At 58.2% G+C, this 17,429-nt stretch carries 14 protein-coding genes; 8 read left to right on the top strand and 6 right to left on the bottom strand.

All coding sequences use genetic code 11. The features are described 5' to 3' along the window. Nucleotides 1-34: 34 nt before the first annotated feature. From cysM to rluF, 7 genes are read left to right on the top strand one after another with little or no spacing between them, the layout of a single operon-like run. Complete coding sequence (cysM, locus tag B7L15_RS09765; protein WP_085918782.1) at nt 35-931, top strand: cysteine synthase CysM; 897 nt, start codon at nt 35-37, stop codon at nt 929-931. After that, nucleotides 932-2,332, top strand: coding sequence for a TRAM domain-containing protein (locus tag B7L15_RS09760; protein WP_085918781.1), 1,401 nt, complete (start codon nt 932-934; stop codon nt 2,330-2,332). It begins immediately after the preceding gene. 60 nt (nt 2,333-2,392) lie between these two features. Next, a complete protein-coding gene (relA, locus tag B7L15_RS09755) occupies nt 2,393-4,669 on the top strand; it encodes a GTP diphosphokinase (protein WP_085918780.1) in 2,277 nt (758 codons plus the stop codon). Continuing rightward, entirely contained in the window at nt 4,669-5,511 is an 843-nt protein-coding gene (mazG, locus tag B7L15_RS09750; protein ID WP_085918779.1) for a nucleoside triphosphate pyrophosphohydrolase, read from the top strand. The genes relA and mazG overlap by 1 nt, the downstream gene beginning before the upstream one ends. Before the next feature lie 47 nt (nt 5,512-5,558). Then, nucleotides 5,559-8,207, top strand: a complete 2,649-nt coding sequence (gene ppc, locus B7L15_RS09745) for a phosphoenolpyruvate carboxylase (protein ID WP_085918778.1) — start codon at nt 5,559-5,561, stop codon at nt 8,205-8,207. 43 nt (nt 8,208-8,250) lie between these two features. Further along, entirely contained in the window at nt 8,251-8,796 is a 546-nt protein-coding gene (locus tag B7L15_RS09740; protein WP_085918777.1) for a DUF924 family protein, read from the top strand. 35 nt (nt 8,797-8,831) lie between these two features. Further along, nucleotides 8,832-9,860, top strand: a complete 1,029-nt coding sequence (gene rluF / locus B7L15_RS09735) for a 23S rRNA pseudouridine(2604) synthase RluF (protein ID WP_085918776.1) — start codon at nt 8,832-8,834, stop codon at nt 9,858-9,860. An 11-nt stretch (nt 9,861-9,871) separates the two neighbouring features. Here the strand turns inward: rluF and B7L15_RS09730 are convergent, their stop codons facing one another. Genes B7L15_RS09730 through B7L15_RS09720 form a run of 3 tightly spaced genes read right to left on the bottom strand, consistent with a single transcriptional unit; the run spans nt 9,872 to nt 12,251 of the window. Then, on the bottom strand, nt 9,872-10,540 hold the full coding sequence (locus B7L15_RS09730) for an anthranilate synthase component II (RefSeq protein WP_085918775.1): 669 nt from the start codon (nt 10,538-10,540) through the stop codon (nt 9,872-9,874). Further along, a complete protein-coding gene (locus tag B7L15_RS09725; RefSeq protein ID WP_085918774.1) occupies nt 10,537-11,958 on the bottom strand; it encodes an anthranilate synthase component I family protein in 1,422 nt (473 codons plus the stop codon). The genes B7L15_RS09730 and B7L15_RS09725 overlap by 4 nt, the downstream gene beginning before the upstream one ends. Before the next feature lie 2 nt (nt 11,959-11,960). After that, a complete protein-coding gene (locus tag B7L15_RS09720) occupies nt 11,961-12,251 on the bottom strand; it encodes a Trp family transcriptional regulator (protein ID WP_085918773.1) in 291 nt (96 codons plus the stop codon). A 100-nt stretch (nt 12,252-12,351) separates the two neighbouring features. Between B7L15_RS09720 and B7L15_RS09715 the strand changes: the two genes are divergently transcribed. Beyond that, the gene (locus tag B7L15_RS09715; RefSeq protein ID WP_085918772.1) at nt 12,352-14,241 is read left to right on the top strand and encodes a monovalent cation:proton antiporter-2 (CPA2) family protein; all 1,890 of its coding nucleotides are present in this window, start codon (nt 12,352-12,354) and stop codon (nt 14,239-14,241) included. Here B7L15_RS09715 and B7L15_RS09710 read toward each other — a convergent pair. Genes B7L15_RS09710 through B7L15_RS09700 form a run of 3 tightly spaced genes read right to left on the bottom strand, consistent with a single transcriptional unit; the run spans nt 14,238 to nt 17,408 of the window. Beyond that, on the bottom strand, nt 14,238-14,807 hold the full coding sequence (locus tag B7L15_RS09710; protein WP_085918771.1) for a hypothetical protein: 570 nt from the start codon (nt 14,805-14,807) through the stop codon (nt 14,238-14,240). The two genes, B7L15_RS09715 and B7L15_RS09710, sit on opposite strands and share 4 nt — an antisense overlap. Before the next feature lie 39 nt (nt 14,808-14,846). Beyond that, nucleotides 14,847-15,668 carry a class I SAM-dependent methyltransferase gene (locus tag B7L15_RS09705; protein ID WP_085918770.1) on the bottom strand — a complete coding sequence of 274 codons (822 nt, stop codon included), beginning with the start codon at nt 15,666-15,668 and terminating at the stop codon, nt 14,847-14,849. 42 nt (nt 15,669-15,710) lie between these two features. Then, complete coding sequence (locus tag B7L15_RS09700) at nt 15,711-17,408, bottom strand: AMP-binding protein (protein ID WP_085918769.1); 1,698 nt, start codon at nt 17,406-17,408, stop codon at nt 15,711-15,713. Between the last annotated feature and the right edge of the window lie 21 nt (nt 17,409-17,429).

Raw genomic sequence — 17,429 nt, 5'->3', positions numbered from 1 at the left:
ATGTAGGTAACGATCACGATAAGGAATTGATGCGATGGATTATCCCACGTTAGAAGAGGTGGTTGGCAACACGCCGTTGGTGCGTCTGAAGCGTATCAGCGCGGGGCGCAACAATACCCTCCTGGCGAAACTGGAAGGTAACAATCCGGCAGGGTCGGTGAAAGACCGGCCCGCGTTGTCGATGCTCAGCGAGGCAGAAGCGCGCGGCGATATTACGCCCGGCGACACGCTGATCGAGGCCACATCGGGCAATACCGGGATTGCCCTGGCGATGGCCGCTGCCATTAAGGGTTACCGCATGGTGCTGATAATGCCCGAGAGCGCATCCGAGGAGCGTAAGCAGGCCATGGCAGCATTCGGCGCTGAGCTGGTGTCGGCAAGTAAGGAAGGCGGCATGGAAGAAGCCCGGGATATTGCCGACGACATGATTGCTCGGGGGGAAGGCAAGCCGCTCAACCAGTTCGCCAATCCGGACAATCCCCTGGCCCACTATCGGACGACAGGCCCTGAAGTCTGGCGGCAGACGGGCGGCGAGGTAACCCATTTTGTCAGCTCCATGGGGACAACCGGTACCATCATGGGGGTATCGCGTTATCTGAAAGAGCAGAATCCTGCCATCCAGATTGTTGGCCTGCAGCCAGCAGATGGGGCGAGCATTCCGGGGATCCGGCGCTGGCCGCAGGAATATCTGCCAGCCATCTTTGAAGCGCCACGAGTGGATGCCACGCTGGATATTGCCCAGCACGAAGCCGAGGAGCACATGCGGCGTCTGGCGCGTGAAGAGGGCATTTTTGCGGGCGTCTCCTCCGGCGGGAGCCTGGCGGGCGCGCTGCGTATTGCCGAGCAGGTGGAAAATGCCGTGATCGTGTTTATCGTCTGCGATCGCGGAGATCGCTATCTTTCCACGGGCTTGTTTGCCCCGGAGGTATAGATGGCCATGCTGGGAAAACGGCGACCGCCGCGTCCCGCGTCGGGGCATTCCGGGCTGGCACGCCAACCCACGGCGAAACCCTCGAGCCAGTCGCCGCAAGAGTCAAACACGCTGGTGATAGAGCGCCTGGCGCATGACGGCCGGGGGGTGGCTCACAACGCCGAGGGCAAAACGGTTTTTATCGACCAGGCGCTACCCGGCGAGTACGTTGACGTGGCGGTTCACCAGACCCGCAAGCGCTACGACGAAGCGCACGTCAAAAATCTGCTGACCCCCTCGGCGCAGCGTGTTGCGCCGCCGTGCCCGCATTTCAGCCATTGCGGCGGCTGCGATCTTCAGCACATGACAGTGGCGGCGCAGCGCGAGCATAAAAGAGAGGTCGTGCGTGATTTAATGGCCCGCCAGGGAATCGAACTGGGTGAGATCGAATCGTTGCACGACGATGTTCAGGGCTACCGTCGGCGGGCGCGCCTGGGCGTTAAGGTCGATGCTGACGGCCATCCACGGCTGGGCTTTCGAGCGGCCCATTCTCACAGACTGATCGACATCGAACGCTGTGTGGTGCTGGTCGATGGGTTGCAAGCGCTGATTGCTCCCTTGCGCGATCTGCTGGCAACGCTGGATGCCCCGCGTCAGGTTGGGCATATCGAACTGCTGGCGACCGCCAGCCAGCGAGTCGTTCTGGTTCGTCAATTGAAAGCCAATCCATTGGACGCCGAGCGCTGGCAGGCGTTTGCTGACCACCACCAAGTCGCTTTAGGCACCTGGTTAGGGCGTGAGAGCCCGAGACTGCATTGGTATGGTGCAGCGCCGGTACTGGAAGAGACCCTCGATAGGCCGGATGCGACGCCGTTGACTCTTCATTTTGCGCCTGGTGACTTTTTACAAGTCAACGCCGCCGTGAATCAGCAGATGGTCAATACTGCCATGCATTGGCTGGCGCTTTCGCCCGGCCAACGAACGATGGACCTGTTCGCCGGTATCGGTAACTTCAGCCTGCCAATGGCAGCGGCCGGAGCATGTGTACATGCCGTGGAAGGCAGTCCTGCCATGGTCGAGCGGCTTGCGGATAATGCCCATCGAAATCGACTTGATGTGACGGGCCAACAGGCCGATCTCAGCGACCCGGATACCGTCGCCTCCCTGCTCAAGGCCGAAGGTCTGGAGGCACTGGTGCTTGACCCGCCACGTAGTGGGGCCGAGGTCATTTGCCAAGCACTGGCGCGCAATCCGGTTGCCAGGATAATGTATATTTCCTGTGATCCCGCCACGCTTGCCCGTGATGCGGCACATCTTGTGCATGCAGGTTACCGCATCAACCGCGTCGCAGTGGCCGACATGTTCATGCACACTGCACATATGGAAACGCTGATGCTGTTTGAACACACTAAGTGTGCCTAAAACGTCGTTAGCCTCGGCAGCGGTGTCGCAAACGGCTGCCTCGAATGGATGAGAATCGTCATGGTAAAAGTGCGTGAAGACCAGCCGCTAACCGACAGCGGAACGGTGGACTTGCAGAAATGGTTATCTCGCCTGCAAGAAGACGTGCGTCTTCCGGAACCAGCGCGTTTACGCGAGGCCTGTGAGCTTGCTCAAACCCTGGAGCTCGAGGCGCCCAGGTCACACCGTGTGTGGCTGACGCCGGGTTCCAGCTTTCGTATGGGCCTGGAGATGGCCGACATCCTGGGGGAACTCAAGCTCGACCAGTCAACGTTGGAAGCAGCCGTTCTCTATCGTGCGGTGCGAGAAGGCCTGTTGAGTTTGGAGGGAGTCACCAAGCGCTTCGGCGATGAGGTGGCCAACCTCATCGATGGTGTCTTGCAGATGGCCGCGATCAGCTACCCGCTGGCCCCCAACCATGGCATGGGCCAGCACAACCAGCAGGAAAACCTGCGCAAGATGCTGGTCAATATGGTCAGTGACGTGCGCGTGGCGCTGATCAAAATTGCCGAGCGTGCCTGTGCCCTGCGCCAGGTCAAAGATGCGCCCCGTGAAAAGTGCCAACAGGTCGCCCGGGAAGTGGCCGATATCTATGCACCGTTGGCGCACCGCCTGGGTATTGGCCAGCTCAAGTGGGAGCTGGAAGACCTCTCGTTTCGTTATCTCCACGAAGATGAATACAAAGCGATTGCCAAGCTACTGGCGGAAAAACGCCTTGACCGGGACCGCTATATCAATGATGTCGTAGAGACCTTGAAAGGCTTGATGGAAGCTCAGAACATCCATCATTACGATGTCGATGGGCGCGCCAAGCACATCTATTCGATCTGGCGCAAAATGAAGCGCAAGCGGATCGATTTTTCCCAGGTTCACGACGTACGCGCCGTACGTATCCTGGTGCCTGAAGTGGCCGATTGCTACACGGTATTGGGGATTGTTCATTCCCGTTGGCATCACGTACCCAACGAGTTTGACGACTACATTGCCAACCCCAAGAAAAACGGCTACCAGTCGCTGCACACGGCTGTGATGGGACCGGAAAACAAGGTTCTGGAAATTCAGATTCGCACCTTTGCGATGCACGACGAAGCCGAGCTAGGGGTCTGTGCCCACTGGCGCTACAAGGGCCACGACACCAACGCCAAGAGCCGCAGCTACGAGGAAAAAATCGCCTGGCTGCGCCAGGTGCTCGAGTGGCAGGACGAGGTTGGCGGCTTTGGCGACCTGCGCGAAGGGCTTTCAAGTGATGTCGCCCCGGACCGCATCTACGTGTTTACCCCCGATGGCCACGTGATCGATTTGCCACGGATCGCCACGCCTATCGATTTCGCCTATCGCGTGCACACTGAAATTGGACACCGTTGCCGCGGGGCCAAGGTCAATGGCCGTATCGTGCCGCTTACCTACAAGCTGAAATCCGGTCAGCAGGTCGAAATTCTTACAGCGACAAAAGGCGGGCCAAGCCGGGACTGGCTCAACCCGAGTCTTGGCTATGTGCGCACCTCCCGGGCCCGGGCGAAGATCCAGGCCTGGTTCAAGTACCAGGCCCGCGATCAAAACCTGGACGAAGGTCGCGTGCTTTTTGATCGTGAAATGCGCCGCCTGGATGTCGATGGGCTCGATCTTCCCAAGCTGGCCAAAGCGGTTAATTACCAAACGCCGGATGACATGTATGCCGCCTTGGGGGCGGGCGACTTGCGCATTGGACAGGTTCTTCACCAGGCCCAGCAGCTGTTTGGTGAAACCGATGACCAGGACCAGCTCGACCGACTGCTGGCCAAGCCCAAGCGTCAGTCCAGCAAGGCGACCAAAAGCGATATTACCGTGCTGGGGGTCGGCAACCTGAAAACCAGCATGGCGAACTGCTGTCGCCCGGTTCCCGGCGAACCCATCGTCGGTTTCATTACCCAGGGTCGCGGCGTGACGGTACATCGCCAGGATTGCAGCAACATCCTGCAATTGCGCCTGGACGAACCCCAGCGCATTATTGAGGTGGAGTGGGGTGAGCGCGCCGAGACGCGCTATCCGGTAACTATCGAGATCCAGGCCTGGGACCGTTCAGGCCTGCTGCGCGATGTCACCGGTCTGCTGGGCAACGAAAAAGTCAACGTGCTGGCGGTGAATACGCTGACCGACACTGACGAAGGTATTGCCCGGCTTCGCATTACCCTGGAAGTCGATGGTCTGGAAGCGCTGGGGCGTCTTTTCTCACGTATTCAACAATTGCCCAATGTGACCGAGGTGCGTCGCCTGCGCGACACCGACCCAGACAAGACAGCGCGGGGGGGAAGGGGCTGATGCGTTACTCGCTGGATGATTTGCTCACCCTGATGCAGGTGCTTCGAGACCATGAGCAGGGCTGCCCCTGGGATATCAAGCAGGATTGGGACAGCATCGTGCCGCACACTCTTGAAGAAGCCTACGAAGTTGCCGATGCCATCGAACGCCGCGCTTTTGATGAATTGCCCGGCGAGCTGGGCGATCTGTTGTTTCAGGTGGTTTACTACGCCCAGTTCGGGGCGGAAGAGCAGCGCTTCGATTTCCATGACATTATCGATACGCTCACCGACAAGATGTTGCGTCGCCACCCGCATGTCTTCCCCGACGGCACCTTGAACTCACGTCGACCACCGGGGGTCAGTGCCAGGGACGTACAGACACAGCAGGTGAATAGCCGCTGGGAATCGCTGAAAGCCGCAGAACGTGACGAAAGGGCGCGTGCTGACAGGGCAGGCGTACCTGCCTCGGTGCTTGATGACGTGCCCCGAACCCTGCCCGCACTTAGCCGTGCGGCCAAGCTTTCCAAACGCGCGGCAAGGGTGGGCTTTGACTGGCCGGATTCCCATGGCGTTCTGGCCAAGATCCGCGAAGAGCTTGATGAAGTGGAAGAGGCCCTTGCCGCAGGCGACCAGCAGCACGCCCATGAAGAAGTCGGTGATCTGCTGTTTGCCGTCACTAATTTAGCACGCACGCTAGGGGCCAACCCGGAACAGTGCCTGCGCGCGACCAATGCCAAATTCGAGCGGCGCTTTCGCTACGTAGAGGGCGAACTCAGCGCTGCCAAGCGGCCACTCGCCGAGGCCACGCTGGACGAGATGGAAGCCCACTGGCAGGCAGCCAAAGCCGAAGACACCCAATAACATCGTTATCAACCGTTTATACGCGACCCCTGCAAGGAGGCCACGCCATGAGCCATGATCTACACGAATCGCTGCGCGATAACGTGCGTATTCTGGGCGACAGCCTGGGGCGTACCATTGCCGACGACCTAGGCCAATCATTTGTCGATAAAATCGAAACCATTCGTGCCCATGCCAAGCAGGGGCGGCAGGGTGATTCGCTACAGCAACGTGATTTGATTGAATACCTGCGTCAGCTACCTGAGCAGGATTTGCTGCCCGTCACCCGTGCTTTCAACCAGTTCCTCAATCTCGCCAATATCGCCGAGCAGCACTACCGGGCGCGATTCCGCCGTGTTGAAGACTACAAGCCAGGCTCGCAGCCGGTGCTAGGCGAGCTGCTCAAGCGCGCCGAGCAGGCAGGCAACTCGCCGCGCAAGCTGGTCGAGAGCCTTGCCAATATGCGGGTTGAACTGGTGCTCACCGCGCACCCTACCGAAGTCATTCGCCGCACGCTGATTCAAAAGTACGATGCCATCGACGACTGCCTGACGGCCATTGAAGGTTCTGATGACTACCCTGAGCGTGGTGCCCGCGCACAGGGGCGGCTGGAGGAACTGATCAGTCAAGCCTGGCATACCGACGAGATTCGCCATGAACGACCCACGCCCGTCGATGAGGCCAAGTGGGGCTTTGCCGTGATTGAAAATTCGCTGTGGCAGGCGGTGCCTGACTTTCATCGTGATCTGGACAACCTGCTGCTCGATACCGCTGGCGAACGCTTGCCGCTGGACGCCGCGCCCATTCGCTATGCCTCCTGGATGGGAGGTGACCGGGATGGCAACCCGAACGTCACGGCCAAGGTCACCAAAGAAGTGCTTCTTTTGGGGCGTTGGATGGCAGCAGACCTCTACCTGCGTGACCTTGAGCAACTCAAGACCGAGCTCTCCATGTGGAAGGCCAATAGCGCCCTTAAAGCCGAAGCGGGCGACGTGGCAGAGCCTTACCGCGAAGTACTGAAGCGCCTGCTGGCGAAAATGGAGTCCACTCGCGACTGGGCAAAGGCCGAGCTGGAGGGGCATAACTATGACGGCGGGCCGATTATCGAAACCCGCGACCAGCTGTATGCGCCCTTGCTGGCCTGCTACCGTTCTCTGTGCGATGTGGGCCTGGACACCATCGCCAACGGCGCGCTGCTGGACACCCTGCGCCGGGTGGCGGTCTTCGGCGTCACGCTGACCAAGCTCGACCTGCGTCAGGAAGCTAGCCGTCATGCCCAGGTAATGGAAGAGCTGACCGACGCGCTGAACCTGGGTCACTACCGTGAGTGGGATGAAGCCCAGCGCCAGGAATTTTTACTGGCCGAACTTGAATCGCGGCGGCCGCTGATCCCGCGCCGCTGGGAGTGTTCGGCAGAATCCCGCGAGGTGCTCGATACCTTCAAGGTGGTCGCCCAGGAGCACAGTGAAGCGCTGGGGACCTACATCATCTCCATGGCGGCTGAACCGTCAGACGTGCTTACCGTAGCGCTGTTGATGAAAGAGGCCGGCGGCAACGTGACCCTGCCGATTGCACCGCTGTTTGAAACCCTGAACGACCTGGATCACGCAGGCGACGTGATCGACCAACTGCTGGCGCTGCCGGGCTATCGCAAGCTGATGCGCAAGGGCCAGGAGGTGATGATTGGCTACTCGGATTCTGCGAAGGACGCCGGGCAGCTGGCCGCCGCCTGGGCCCAGTACCGCGCTCAGGAGTCGTTGGTCAATGTGTGTGAGCGCCATGGTGTCGACCTCACCCTGTTTCATGGCCGCGGTGGCACCGTTGGCCGTGGCGGCGGCCCCGCCCACGCGGCGATTCTTTCCCAGCCGCCTGGCTCGGTGAACGGCAGCCTACGGGTGACTGAACAGGGCGAGATGATTCGCTTCAAGTTTGGTCAGCCCGATATTGCCCTGCGTTCGATGGAAATTTATGCCTGTGCGGTGTTGGAGGCCACGCTGCTGCCGCCGAGGGCACCCGAACCGCACTGGCGCGAAGAGATGGACCAGCTTTCCAGCGTTGCCCACGCCGCCTATGTTGGCGTTGTGCGTGAAGACCCGGACTTTGTACCTTACTTCCGTTCGGTAACACCGGAAGGCGCACTGGGTAGGCTGCCGTTGGGCTCGCGGCCAACTAAACGCCGCCAGGATGGTGGGGTGGAGACACTCCGCGCGATTCCGTGGATTTTTGCCTGGACGCAGATACGTCTGATGCTGCCCGCATGGCTGGGTAGTGGCGAGGCGTTCTCGCACCGGCTGGCGCAGCCGGGCGGGCGCGAAGTGCTACAGGAAATGCGCAACGAGTGGCCGTTCTTCGGCACCTACCTCGATATGCTGGAAATGTTGTTGGCCAAAGCCGACGTGGCGATTGCTGCCTACTACGAGCACCGCCTGGTGGACGAGCCTTCGTTGAAGGCATTGGGTAAACAGTTGCGTGAGCGGTTCGCACGGCTGGAAGAGTCCGTGCTGGATATTCTGCAGCAGGAGGAACTGCTGGAAAATACGCCGCTGATTCGTCAGGCGATTGATGTGCGTAACCCCTATATCGATCCGCTCCACGGCTTGCAGGCGGAGCTCTTGCAGCGTAATCGTGACGCCGACGGGGCTATCAGCGCCGATCTTTCAAGAGCACTGATGGTTACCATGGCGGGGATTGCGGCTGGTCTACGTAATACGGGCTAGTTTTTATCACCATCAGCGTTTTTGTCACCATCAGGAGGCGTCAATGTCATCAGATGCTCAAGCGGTACTCGATTTCTGGTTTGAGGCCTTGACGCCTGCGCAGTGGTTTAAAAAAGACCCCGAGATGGATCAGGTGATCCGGGAGCGGTTTGGCACTCTGCATGCCCAGGCAGCGCAGTGCGAGTGTTACGCCTGGCGGAAAACGCCCCAAGGGCGGCTCGCGGAGATCATCGTGCTGGATCAGTTCTCGCGCAATATCTATCGCGACGACGCCAGTGCCTTTGCCACCGATACCTTGGCGCTGGCGCTGGCTCAGGAAGCGGTGGCCGCTGGCGCCGATGCTGAGTTATCCAGTGAGCAGCGGGCGTTTCTGTATATGCCCTATATGCATAGCGAGTCGGCGACAATTCACGAGCGGGCGATGGAGCTGTTTAACCAGCCTGGGTTGGAGAAAAACCTCGACTTTGAAGTGCGCCACAAAGCGATTATTGATCGCTTTGGGCGCTACCCGCACCGCAATGCGCTTCTGGGGCGGGAGTCTACCGACGAGGAACTGGCGTTTCTGAAGCAGCCCGGGTCGTCTTTTTAACCGTTTATTTATCTCTTTCAGCCACATGGCGTTCTATGACGTTACGAAAATCTACCCGTATCAATAAATATATCAGCGAGAGCGGCCTGTGCTCACGGCGGGAAGCCGACCGTTTTGTGGAGCAGGGCAACGTCTGGATTAACGGTCGCCGGGCGACCACCGGTGATCAGGTGGTGGCAGGCGATCGGGTCAAGGTGAACGGCCAGGATATCGAGCCCCAGGAAGAGGAAGATCTCGTCCTCATCGCGCTCAATAAACCGGTGGGTATTGTCTGTACCACGGAGCCGAGCGAAAAAGACAACATTGTCGATTTTGTAAAACACGGCACGCGCATTTTTCCCATTGGCCGGCTGGATAAAGACTCCCAGGGACTGATCCTGCTCACCAATAATGGCGACCTGGTGAACAAGATTCTGCGTGCCAACAATCATCATGAAAAGGAATACCGGGTAACGGTTAACAAGCCGATTACCGATGACTTTATTCAAGGGATGCAGAACGGGGTGCCCATCCTTGGCCAGGTCACTAAAAAATGCCAAGTGGAGAAGGTATCCACCTTCGAGTTCACGATAACGCTGGTGCAAGGGCTGAACCGCCAGATTCGCCGCATGTGTGACTATTTCGGCTATGACGTCACCCAGCTCATTCGCACGCGCATCATGAATGTGTCGCTAAAGGGCCTGGCGCTGGGTGACTGGCGCGACTTGACCCCGAAAGAGATCGCGACGCTTGAGGCGTTAACCGCCAGTTCAGAGGCCAAGCCCGCGCCGCCGTCTGCTCCAAAGCGTTCGGGCGGTCAGAACAAATCCCGGAAAAATGCGGCGGGTACGCCGGGCAAGCGTGGCGGTAAATCCGGTGACAAAACGCCGAGCAAAAGGGCGGGAAAAGCGGCGGGAAAACGCACTGCCAGCGCCTCGGGGCGGCCCAAGGCCAAAAGCGCTGGCGGCAAACCAGCGCTTAAAGGCAAGTCGAGTGGGGTTCCTTCCGGCCGGAAAGCAGCCGGACAGGGCAAGCCTGTGAAAAAAAAGCCGGTTAAAGGAAAGCCGGCCCCCCGCCGAAAGTAGTGGCGATGGCGTCAGGCTGCATAGGCAAACAGGAAATTGCCAATCAGCTCCTTGCCGCCCTCGGTTGCAAACGATTCCGGATGGAACTGAATGCCGTGGATGGGATAGTCCCGGTGTTTAACGCCCATCAACTCAAACTCGCCGACCGCCTGCCAGCGGCTACGCTGTTCAAAGTTGTCCGCCGCCAGGGCGCCAACCGTGGCGGTCACTTCCAGGCACTCGGGCAGGGTGGTCGCATCGGCAATCAGTGAGTGATAGCGCATCACTTCAAGCTGGTCGGGCACGCCGTTAAATACCGAATGGTTGTTGTGGTTGATGGGACTGATCTTGCCGTGCATGGGTAGCGGCGCCTTGACCACCTGGCCGCCGAACACGTGCACAATGCCCTGCATACCCAGACAAACCCCCAACAGCGGGGTGGTCTTGCCAAGCTTTTCTATCACCTCGGCACAGACGCCAAAGTAACGCGGGTCATCCGGTGAACCGGGGCCGGGGGAGATAATAATGCGGTCCGGCGCCATGGCTTCAATCGCTTTGAAGTCGATCTGGTTGTTGCGCTTAACGAGTATCTCGAAATGGGGCACCTTACCGCGATTTTTTTCCGTGGTCAGAATCTCACCGATGAACTGATAAAGGTTATAGGTGAAGGAGTCGTAATTATCGATGATCAGTACCTTCATGCTTGGCTCTCCATGTCCGTCTCCATAAAGGGGGCAAGGGCTTTGCGGGTGCCGGCAAACTTGCGGCGAATCTCTTCGTATTCATCCGCAGCATTACTGTCAAAGACGTTACCGCCGCAGGTTTGCACATAGGCGCGCTCGCCGTTCACGAAAACGGTACGGATGGGAATCGCAAAGGTGCAGTCGCCGTTGAACGAGAACTGGCCCACGGCGCCGCCGTAGGGGCCGCGCCCATCGGTCTCCAGATCGTCGATGATTTTCATGGCTTCGATCTTGGGCGCGCCGGTGAGGGTGCCCGCCGGGAAGTTGCTGGCCAGGGCACTGAACATGTCGTCACCTTCGGCGATAATGCCGACAATTTCGCTTGAGATATGCTGAACGTGGCTGAAACGCTTGATATCCATCAGGCTGCGCACCTTTACCGTGCCAAACTGTGCCACCCGGCCAATATCATTGCGGTGCAGATCGACGATCATGTTGTGCTCGGCGATCTCTTTGGGGTCATTGAGCAGAGCCCGGGCAAGCTGGGTATCCTCTTGAGGCGTTTGACCACGAGTTGTTGTGCCCGCCAGCGGGAACGTCTCCATTTCACCCTGGCGCAGCCGGAATAGAAGCTCGGGGCTGGCGCCAATCAGCTTCTGATCGCCAAACTTGACGTAGTACATCTGCGGCGAGGGATTAATGGTGCGTAGCTGGTCATACAGCGCCAGGGTATCGCCCTGAATCCGGAAGCGCTTTTTAAAGCCGACCTCGCACTGGAAGACCTTGCCGTCGATGATGTCCTGTTTCACCTTGGCCACGGCCTCGGCGTGCTCCGCCTGGCTCATGGTATCGCCCAGGGCCGTGATATGCAGCGGGCCGGGCGGCGCGTCCTCGGCGTCAATCAGCGACTGCAGGAACTCGTAGCGGCTATTGTCGTAGTAAAAATAGATAACCTCACCGGTCATCTTGTCGAGAATCAGTCCATCTTTATAGAGCCCGAACCGGAACGTATCGAAATCATCGCTGGCTTTTAACGTCAGCGATGGCTCGAAGTACTGCATCGCGTCGTAACCGAGGTAACCGCTTAATCCGCCGGCGTATTTACGCGAAATAATATTCTGCGGGATGAGGCTGCGCAGCAGTTCATATGGGTTATCGCTCGGATAGTGGTTGGCATGGCCGTCGCGGTCTTCGATCGTCAGCGTCTTGCCATTGGCATAGAGCGTGTATTCTGGGTCAAAGCCGATGATCGAGTGGCGCGCCATGTGGCTATCTTCGCCCAGCGACTCCAGCATGTAGCAGTTAGTAAACTGCCGCTCGATTTTTTGAAACAGGGCAAAAAAGTCGCAGTCCGCCGCCAGCGTCACATAGTGCGGCTTGCGCGGCAGCGTAAACGGCTCAGGCCCTGTCGATGCATGCGTATCAGCAGTGGTCATGATCAATCATTCCGTGAAGTGGGTAGCGAAGAAAGTGGCGATGTTGAAGAGGGTAACGTGGCCAAGGCGCGGGAACCCCGTGATACCGTAGCGATGCCCACGCCCAGTGTTTCGGCAATTTTGCGGTGTGGCACACCCTCGCGTAGCAGCTTAAAAATCTGTAGGCGCTTGCTGATTTCTTGATATTCTGCAGGGGTCAGCAGGCTGGCCAGCGCCTCATCCATTGCGTCCGGCGAGTCGATGGCGAGCAAGTGCCGAATGAGTTCAGCCTGATAGTGTTCGTTTGAGGGCATGGTCAAGGTCGATGAATAAGTGTGTACTAGCGTACTAGTACGGTATATTGTTAGCTGGAAAAGTCAAGCAGTGAGTGTTGAATTACGTTAAGGAACGTCGATGACCGGTTATTTTATTCAAGCCTTTATTTACCTAGTTGCCGCGGTGATTGCGGTACCGCTTGCCAAGCGTTTTGGCCTGGGATCGGTGCTGGGTTATCTGGTGGCCGGGGTGGTGATTGGCCCTATCCTGGGGCTGGTGGGGCAGGAGACCACCACCATTCAGCACTTCGCCGAGTTTGGTGTGGTGATGATGCTATTTTTGGTGGGCATGGAGCTTGATCCCAAGGGCCTTTGGGCGATGCGCGTGCGTCTATTTGGTCTGGGCGGGCTTCAGGTAGCGCTAACGACGACGGCTGGCACCATCACCGCTTGGTGGCTGGGGCTTGTTTGGCAAACTGCCCTGGCAGTGGGGTTGATTTTTGCGCTCTCTTCCACAGCCATTGTGCTGCAAACGCTCAATGAGAAAGGGCTGGCCAAAACAGAAGGCGGGCGCAGCGCCTTCTCGGTGCTGCTGTTCCAGGATATGGCGGTGATTCCCATGCTGGCGTTGATTCCGCTGCTGGCGCTGCCCGAGCTGATGGGTACCGGCGGCAGTGATGGCCACGCCAGTTTAAGCCTGGTCGCGCACTTGCCCGGCTGGGCGCATGCCTTGGTGGTCGTCGCCGCTATCGCCAGCGTGATAGCGGCGGGCTACTATCTAGTACCGCTGCTGTTTCGCTATGTGATTGGCTCTGGCCTGCGCGAGGTATTTACCGCCACGGCGCTGATGCTGGTTATTGGTATCGCCGCCCTGATGAGTGTGGTCAATCTATCTCCTGCCCTGGGGGCCTTTCTGGCGGGCGTGGTGCTCGCTAACAGCGAGTTCAAACATGAGCTGGAAGCCAATATTGAGCCTTTCAAAGGTCTGCTGCTGGGGCTTTTCTTTATTACCGTCGGCGCGGGCATCAACTTCTCGGTACTGGCGGCAGAGTGGGGGACGGTACTCTCGTTGGGCGTAGCGGTCATCGTTGTCAAAGGTTTAATTTTGCTGGGCTTGGCACTGCTCTTTCGGGTGCATGGCAGCAACGGCTGGCTATTCACGTTAAGCCTTGCCCAAGCCGGTGAATTCGGCTTTGTGCTGCTCACCTATAGTGTACAAAACAACGTGATTTCGACCGATATCTCCCAGGTGCTTTCGCTAGTGGTGGCACTTTCGATGTTCGTGACGCCGCTGCTGTTCATTGCCTATGACCGCTTAGTGCTACCGCGTTACCTAACAGTCAAAAACGATGACCGGGAGGCCGATACGATAGAAGAGCAGGCGCCGGTTATCGTGGCAGGCGTAGGGCGGTTTGGGCAGATTATCTGCCGCTTGCTGCGCGCTAATAACATTCCCATTGTGGCGCTGGATCTCGAGATCGAACAAATCGAGAACCTGCGAAAAATTCGCATAAAAAGCTATTTTGGTGACGCCAGTCGCTCCGATTTGCTCGAAACGGCGGGAATTGAGTACGCTCGGCTGCTCGTCATCGCGCTGGATGATCGCGATCGTGCCTTGCAGATGGTCAGGCATGTCAAGCGTGCCTACCCCCATGTTTGGGTGCTTGCCCGCGCCTTTGACCGCGGCCACAGCTACCAGTTACGTGAAGCGGGGGCTGATGATGTGGTCAGTGAAACCTACCATTCGGCGCTGGAACTGGGTGGCCACGCGCTGACCGCCGTGGGCGTTCATCCCATGCGCGCCAAGCAGATGACCTGGGCATTTGTACAGAACGAAGAGGCCCACGAGGATGAGCTGTTTGCTGCCTGGAAAGAGATAGAGGGAGGTATCAGCTTCAGCCCCCGCTACGGTGAGTTGTTTATGAAACTGGAAGAATCCCTCAATAGTGCCATGCAGCAGGATTGGCCCGAGCCTCAGCGTGAAGATGTGCCGATCTGGACGCCACCAGATAGCTCGGAAAATCGTTAAAACGGCAGGTGCAGCGAAGCGCTGAGCATATTTAGATGATCAAGGGTAGGGTCGTCCACCCGCTCGTATTCCAGGCGGCTGACGAGACGGTCGACGGTGAGAGTGGCGCCAAACCCTTGCAGTAGGGCGGTGCCGCTTTCATCAATGCCTTGCATTGGCCGGTAGCTTTCACCGCGCCACTCGGTAAGCCCTGATTTGGCGTAGATGCTGAATGCTCCCATACGCAAACCTGCCACCACAGCGCCACCTAGGCTGAGGGTGTCCATGATCAACGGCTTAATACTTGATGAGATAGGCACTTCTTCGCTCTCGCGGTAGGCCAGTTCAGCGCCGATATCCAACTGGGGCAACTGCCATGGGCTGAAGCCGGCGGTTAACCGGAAGCCGCTGGTGTAACTGTCGATACTGCTCAGGTCGCTGCCTTCGAGGATGACGCCATTGTCCAGTTGCATTAACTCACTTTGCGGCAAGGCATACGAAGTGGCGGGCGCGAGCTCGTCAGCATGGGCGCCAGCATATGGCACGGCGCAAAAGAGGAGGGTGCTTGCCAAGCGTTTCATTGGCATTTTTCTTACACCTAGAAGCGTAAAGTGAAGGCAGACCTTTTAAGCGTAGCAACGGGCCTTGATTTCTACCAATTTAATTGCGCCATTGACCAGGTTTTCGACCAGGTGCTTGCCCATCTGGGTAAAGCGGTCGCCGAACACCCAGGCTGGGGAGAGTACCGCCGTCCGTGGAATCTGCTCTTTATGTCGTTGGCGCTGGCGCCATTCCAGGGCTGTATCGCTCCAGTCATCGAGGTGTTGAATGTGAAAGCCCTTTGATTCGAGCAGATGGACTAGTGCGTCCTGGGTAAGCAAATGGGAATGCGCTGGCGAATCCGCCCAGGGTACGGGGTAGACAAGGTCTTCCACGTTGGGACCGCTGATCACTTCGTGCATCACCAGTTGACCGTTAGCGCTCAGCACGCGGTGACATTCATCCATCACCCTGACCGCGTCAGGCATGTTGAGCAGGCTGTGCTGGAAGACCACTGCATTGAAACACCCCGACTCAAACGGCAATGCACAGGCGTCAGCAGTGATCGAGACAAGCGGCGGGCTGCCTGCCAGTGCGCTAAGGGATTGGTTGAGAACGTTAAACCGATGGGTAATATCAAGGCCGACCATGTGATAACCCAGCGCCGCTCCCTGGCGCATTAGCCCGCCCAGACCAGCGCCTATATCCAGCACGCGTGTGGGGGCAACGGGATCAATCAGGTTCAGCAACCTGGCGGACGCCGCCATACCGCCAATATGCAGTTGGTCCAGGGGAGCAAGCTGGGGCAGCGTCGGTCCGTCAGGGTAATGGGCCCGGATTTGTTCAAGCACTTCGCGGTCACGAAGTGCCTGATGGTAATGCGTCACCAGGGGCGAGTGGAAAGCCATTTGATGCTCCTTCGCTAGCCGAAGAGCTGCCAGCGCGTGCCGCTAGTCGTCTAACCCGAGCTCTTGAATGGAAATCTCGCGCATTTTGAATTTCTGGATCTTGCCGGTGACAGTCATCGGGAATTCATCGACGAATTTGAAGTAGCGCGGAATCTTGAAGTGGGTGATCTTGCCCTTGCAGTACTCGCGCAGTTCTTCCCCAGTGACCTCATCGGCGGTGCTGTTGAGCTTGACCCAGGCAATCAGCTCTTCCCCATACTTCTTGTCCGGCACACCGGTCACCTGCACTTCTGATATGGCCGGGTGGGCGTAAAGAAACTCTTCGATCTCCTTGGGGTAAACATTCTCGCCGCCGCGAATCACCATGTCCTTGATGCGACCGACGATCTGGACATAGCCCTCTTCATCCATGGTGGCTAAGTCGCCGGTATGCATCCAGCCCGCTTCGTCAATCGCTTCAGCGGTGGCTTTGTCGTTGTTCCAGTACTTCAACATGACGCTGTAGCCGCGAGTACACAACTCGCCGATTTCGCCACGGGGCAGAATGCCGCCGTTGCCGGGGTCAACGATTTTGGTTTCCAGGTGCGGCTGGGTACGTCCGACGGTCGAAACGCGCTTGTCAATGCTGTCATCGGCGCCGGTCTGGGTGGATACCGGGCTGGTTTCGGTCATGCCGTAGGCGATTTGCACGCCCTTCATGTTCATCTTGCTGATGACCTGCTTCATGATCTCGGCAGGGCAGATGGAACCCGCCATGATACCGGTGCGCAGGGTTGAGAGGTCGGTGCTTGCAAAGTCCGGATGGTCAAGCTCGGCGATAAACATGGTGGGCACGCCGTACAGTGCGGTGGCTTTCTGTTCGTGTACTGCCTTGAGAACAGTGCCGGGGTCAAAGCCTTCATCCGGGTAGATCATGGCCGCACCATGGGTCATGCAGCCCAGGTTGCCCATCACCATGCCAAAGCAGTGATAAAGCGGCACCGGGATCACCAGGCGGTCTTCACTGGTAAAGCCCATGCTTTCAGCAACGAAGAAACCATTGTTGAGAATGTTGTGGTGGGAGAGCGTCGCCCCTTTGGGGAAGCCCGTGGTACCGGAGGTGTACTGAATATTGATCGCGTCGTCGAACTGGAGCGTGGCCTGCAGGTCGTCAACGTCGGTTTGGCTGACGTGGCGAGACGCTTCCATCATGTCGGCCCAACGCCACATACCGGGGTGTTTATCGGCACTTAAATTAATCACGCACTCAAGCTCGGGCAGCTTTTGTGACGTCAACTGGCCTTCGGCACAGGTGTTCAGTTCTGGCGCCAGTTCATACAGCATGGCGCTGTAGTCAGATGTTTTGAAACGGTTCGCCGTCACCAGAAAGCGGGCGCCGGATTGATTCAGCGCGTACTCCAGCTCATGGGTGCGGTAGGAGGGGTTAATATTGACCAGAATGGCGCCAATTTTGGCCGTGGCGAACTGGGTGACGGTCCATTCGCTGCAGTTAGGCGCCCAGATGCCCACGCGATCGCCCTTTTTGACGCCGATAGCCAGCAGGGCACGGGCACAGCGATTCACTTCATCCTGAAGCTCGCGGTAGCACCAGTGAATATTCTGGTGTAATGCAATCAAGGCGTCGTTATCCGGGTACTGCGCGGCGATCTGGTCGAATTTATCGCCAATGGTCATGCCCAGCAGTGGCTTGTCGGCGGTGCTGCTGGTGTAGCTTGGCAGCGTGAGTGCAGGTGATGCCATGGTATCTCTCCAAATATTATT

Origin of the sequence: Halomonas sp. CSM-2 (genome assembly GCF_002119345.1) — a bacterium.
Classification (GTDB): domain Bacteria; phylum Pseudomonadota; class Gammaproteobacteria; order Pseudomonadales; family Halomonadaceae; genus Vreelandella; species Vreelandella janggokensis.
Note: the sequence above shows the minus strand (reverse complement) of the source record. Positions and strands in the feature narration are given on the sequence as shown.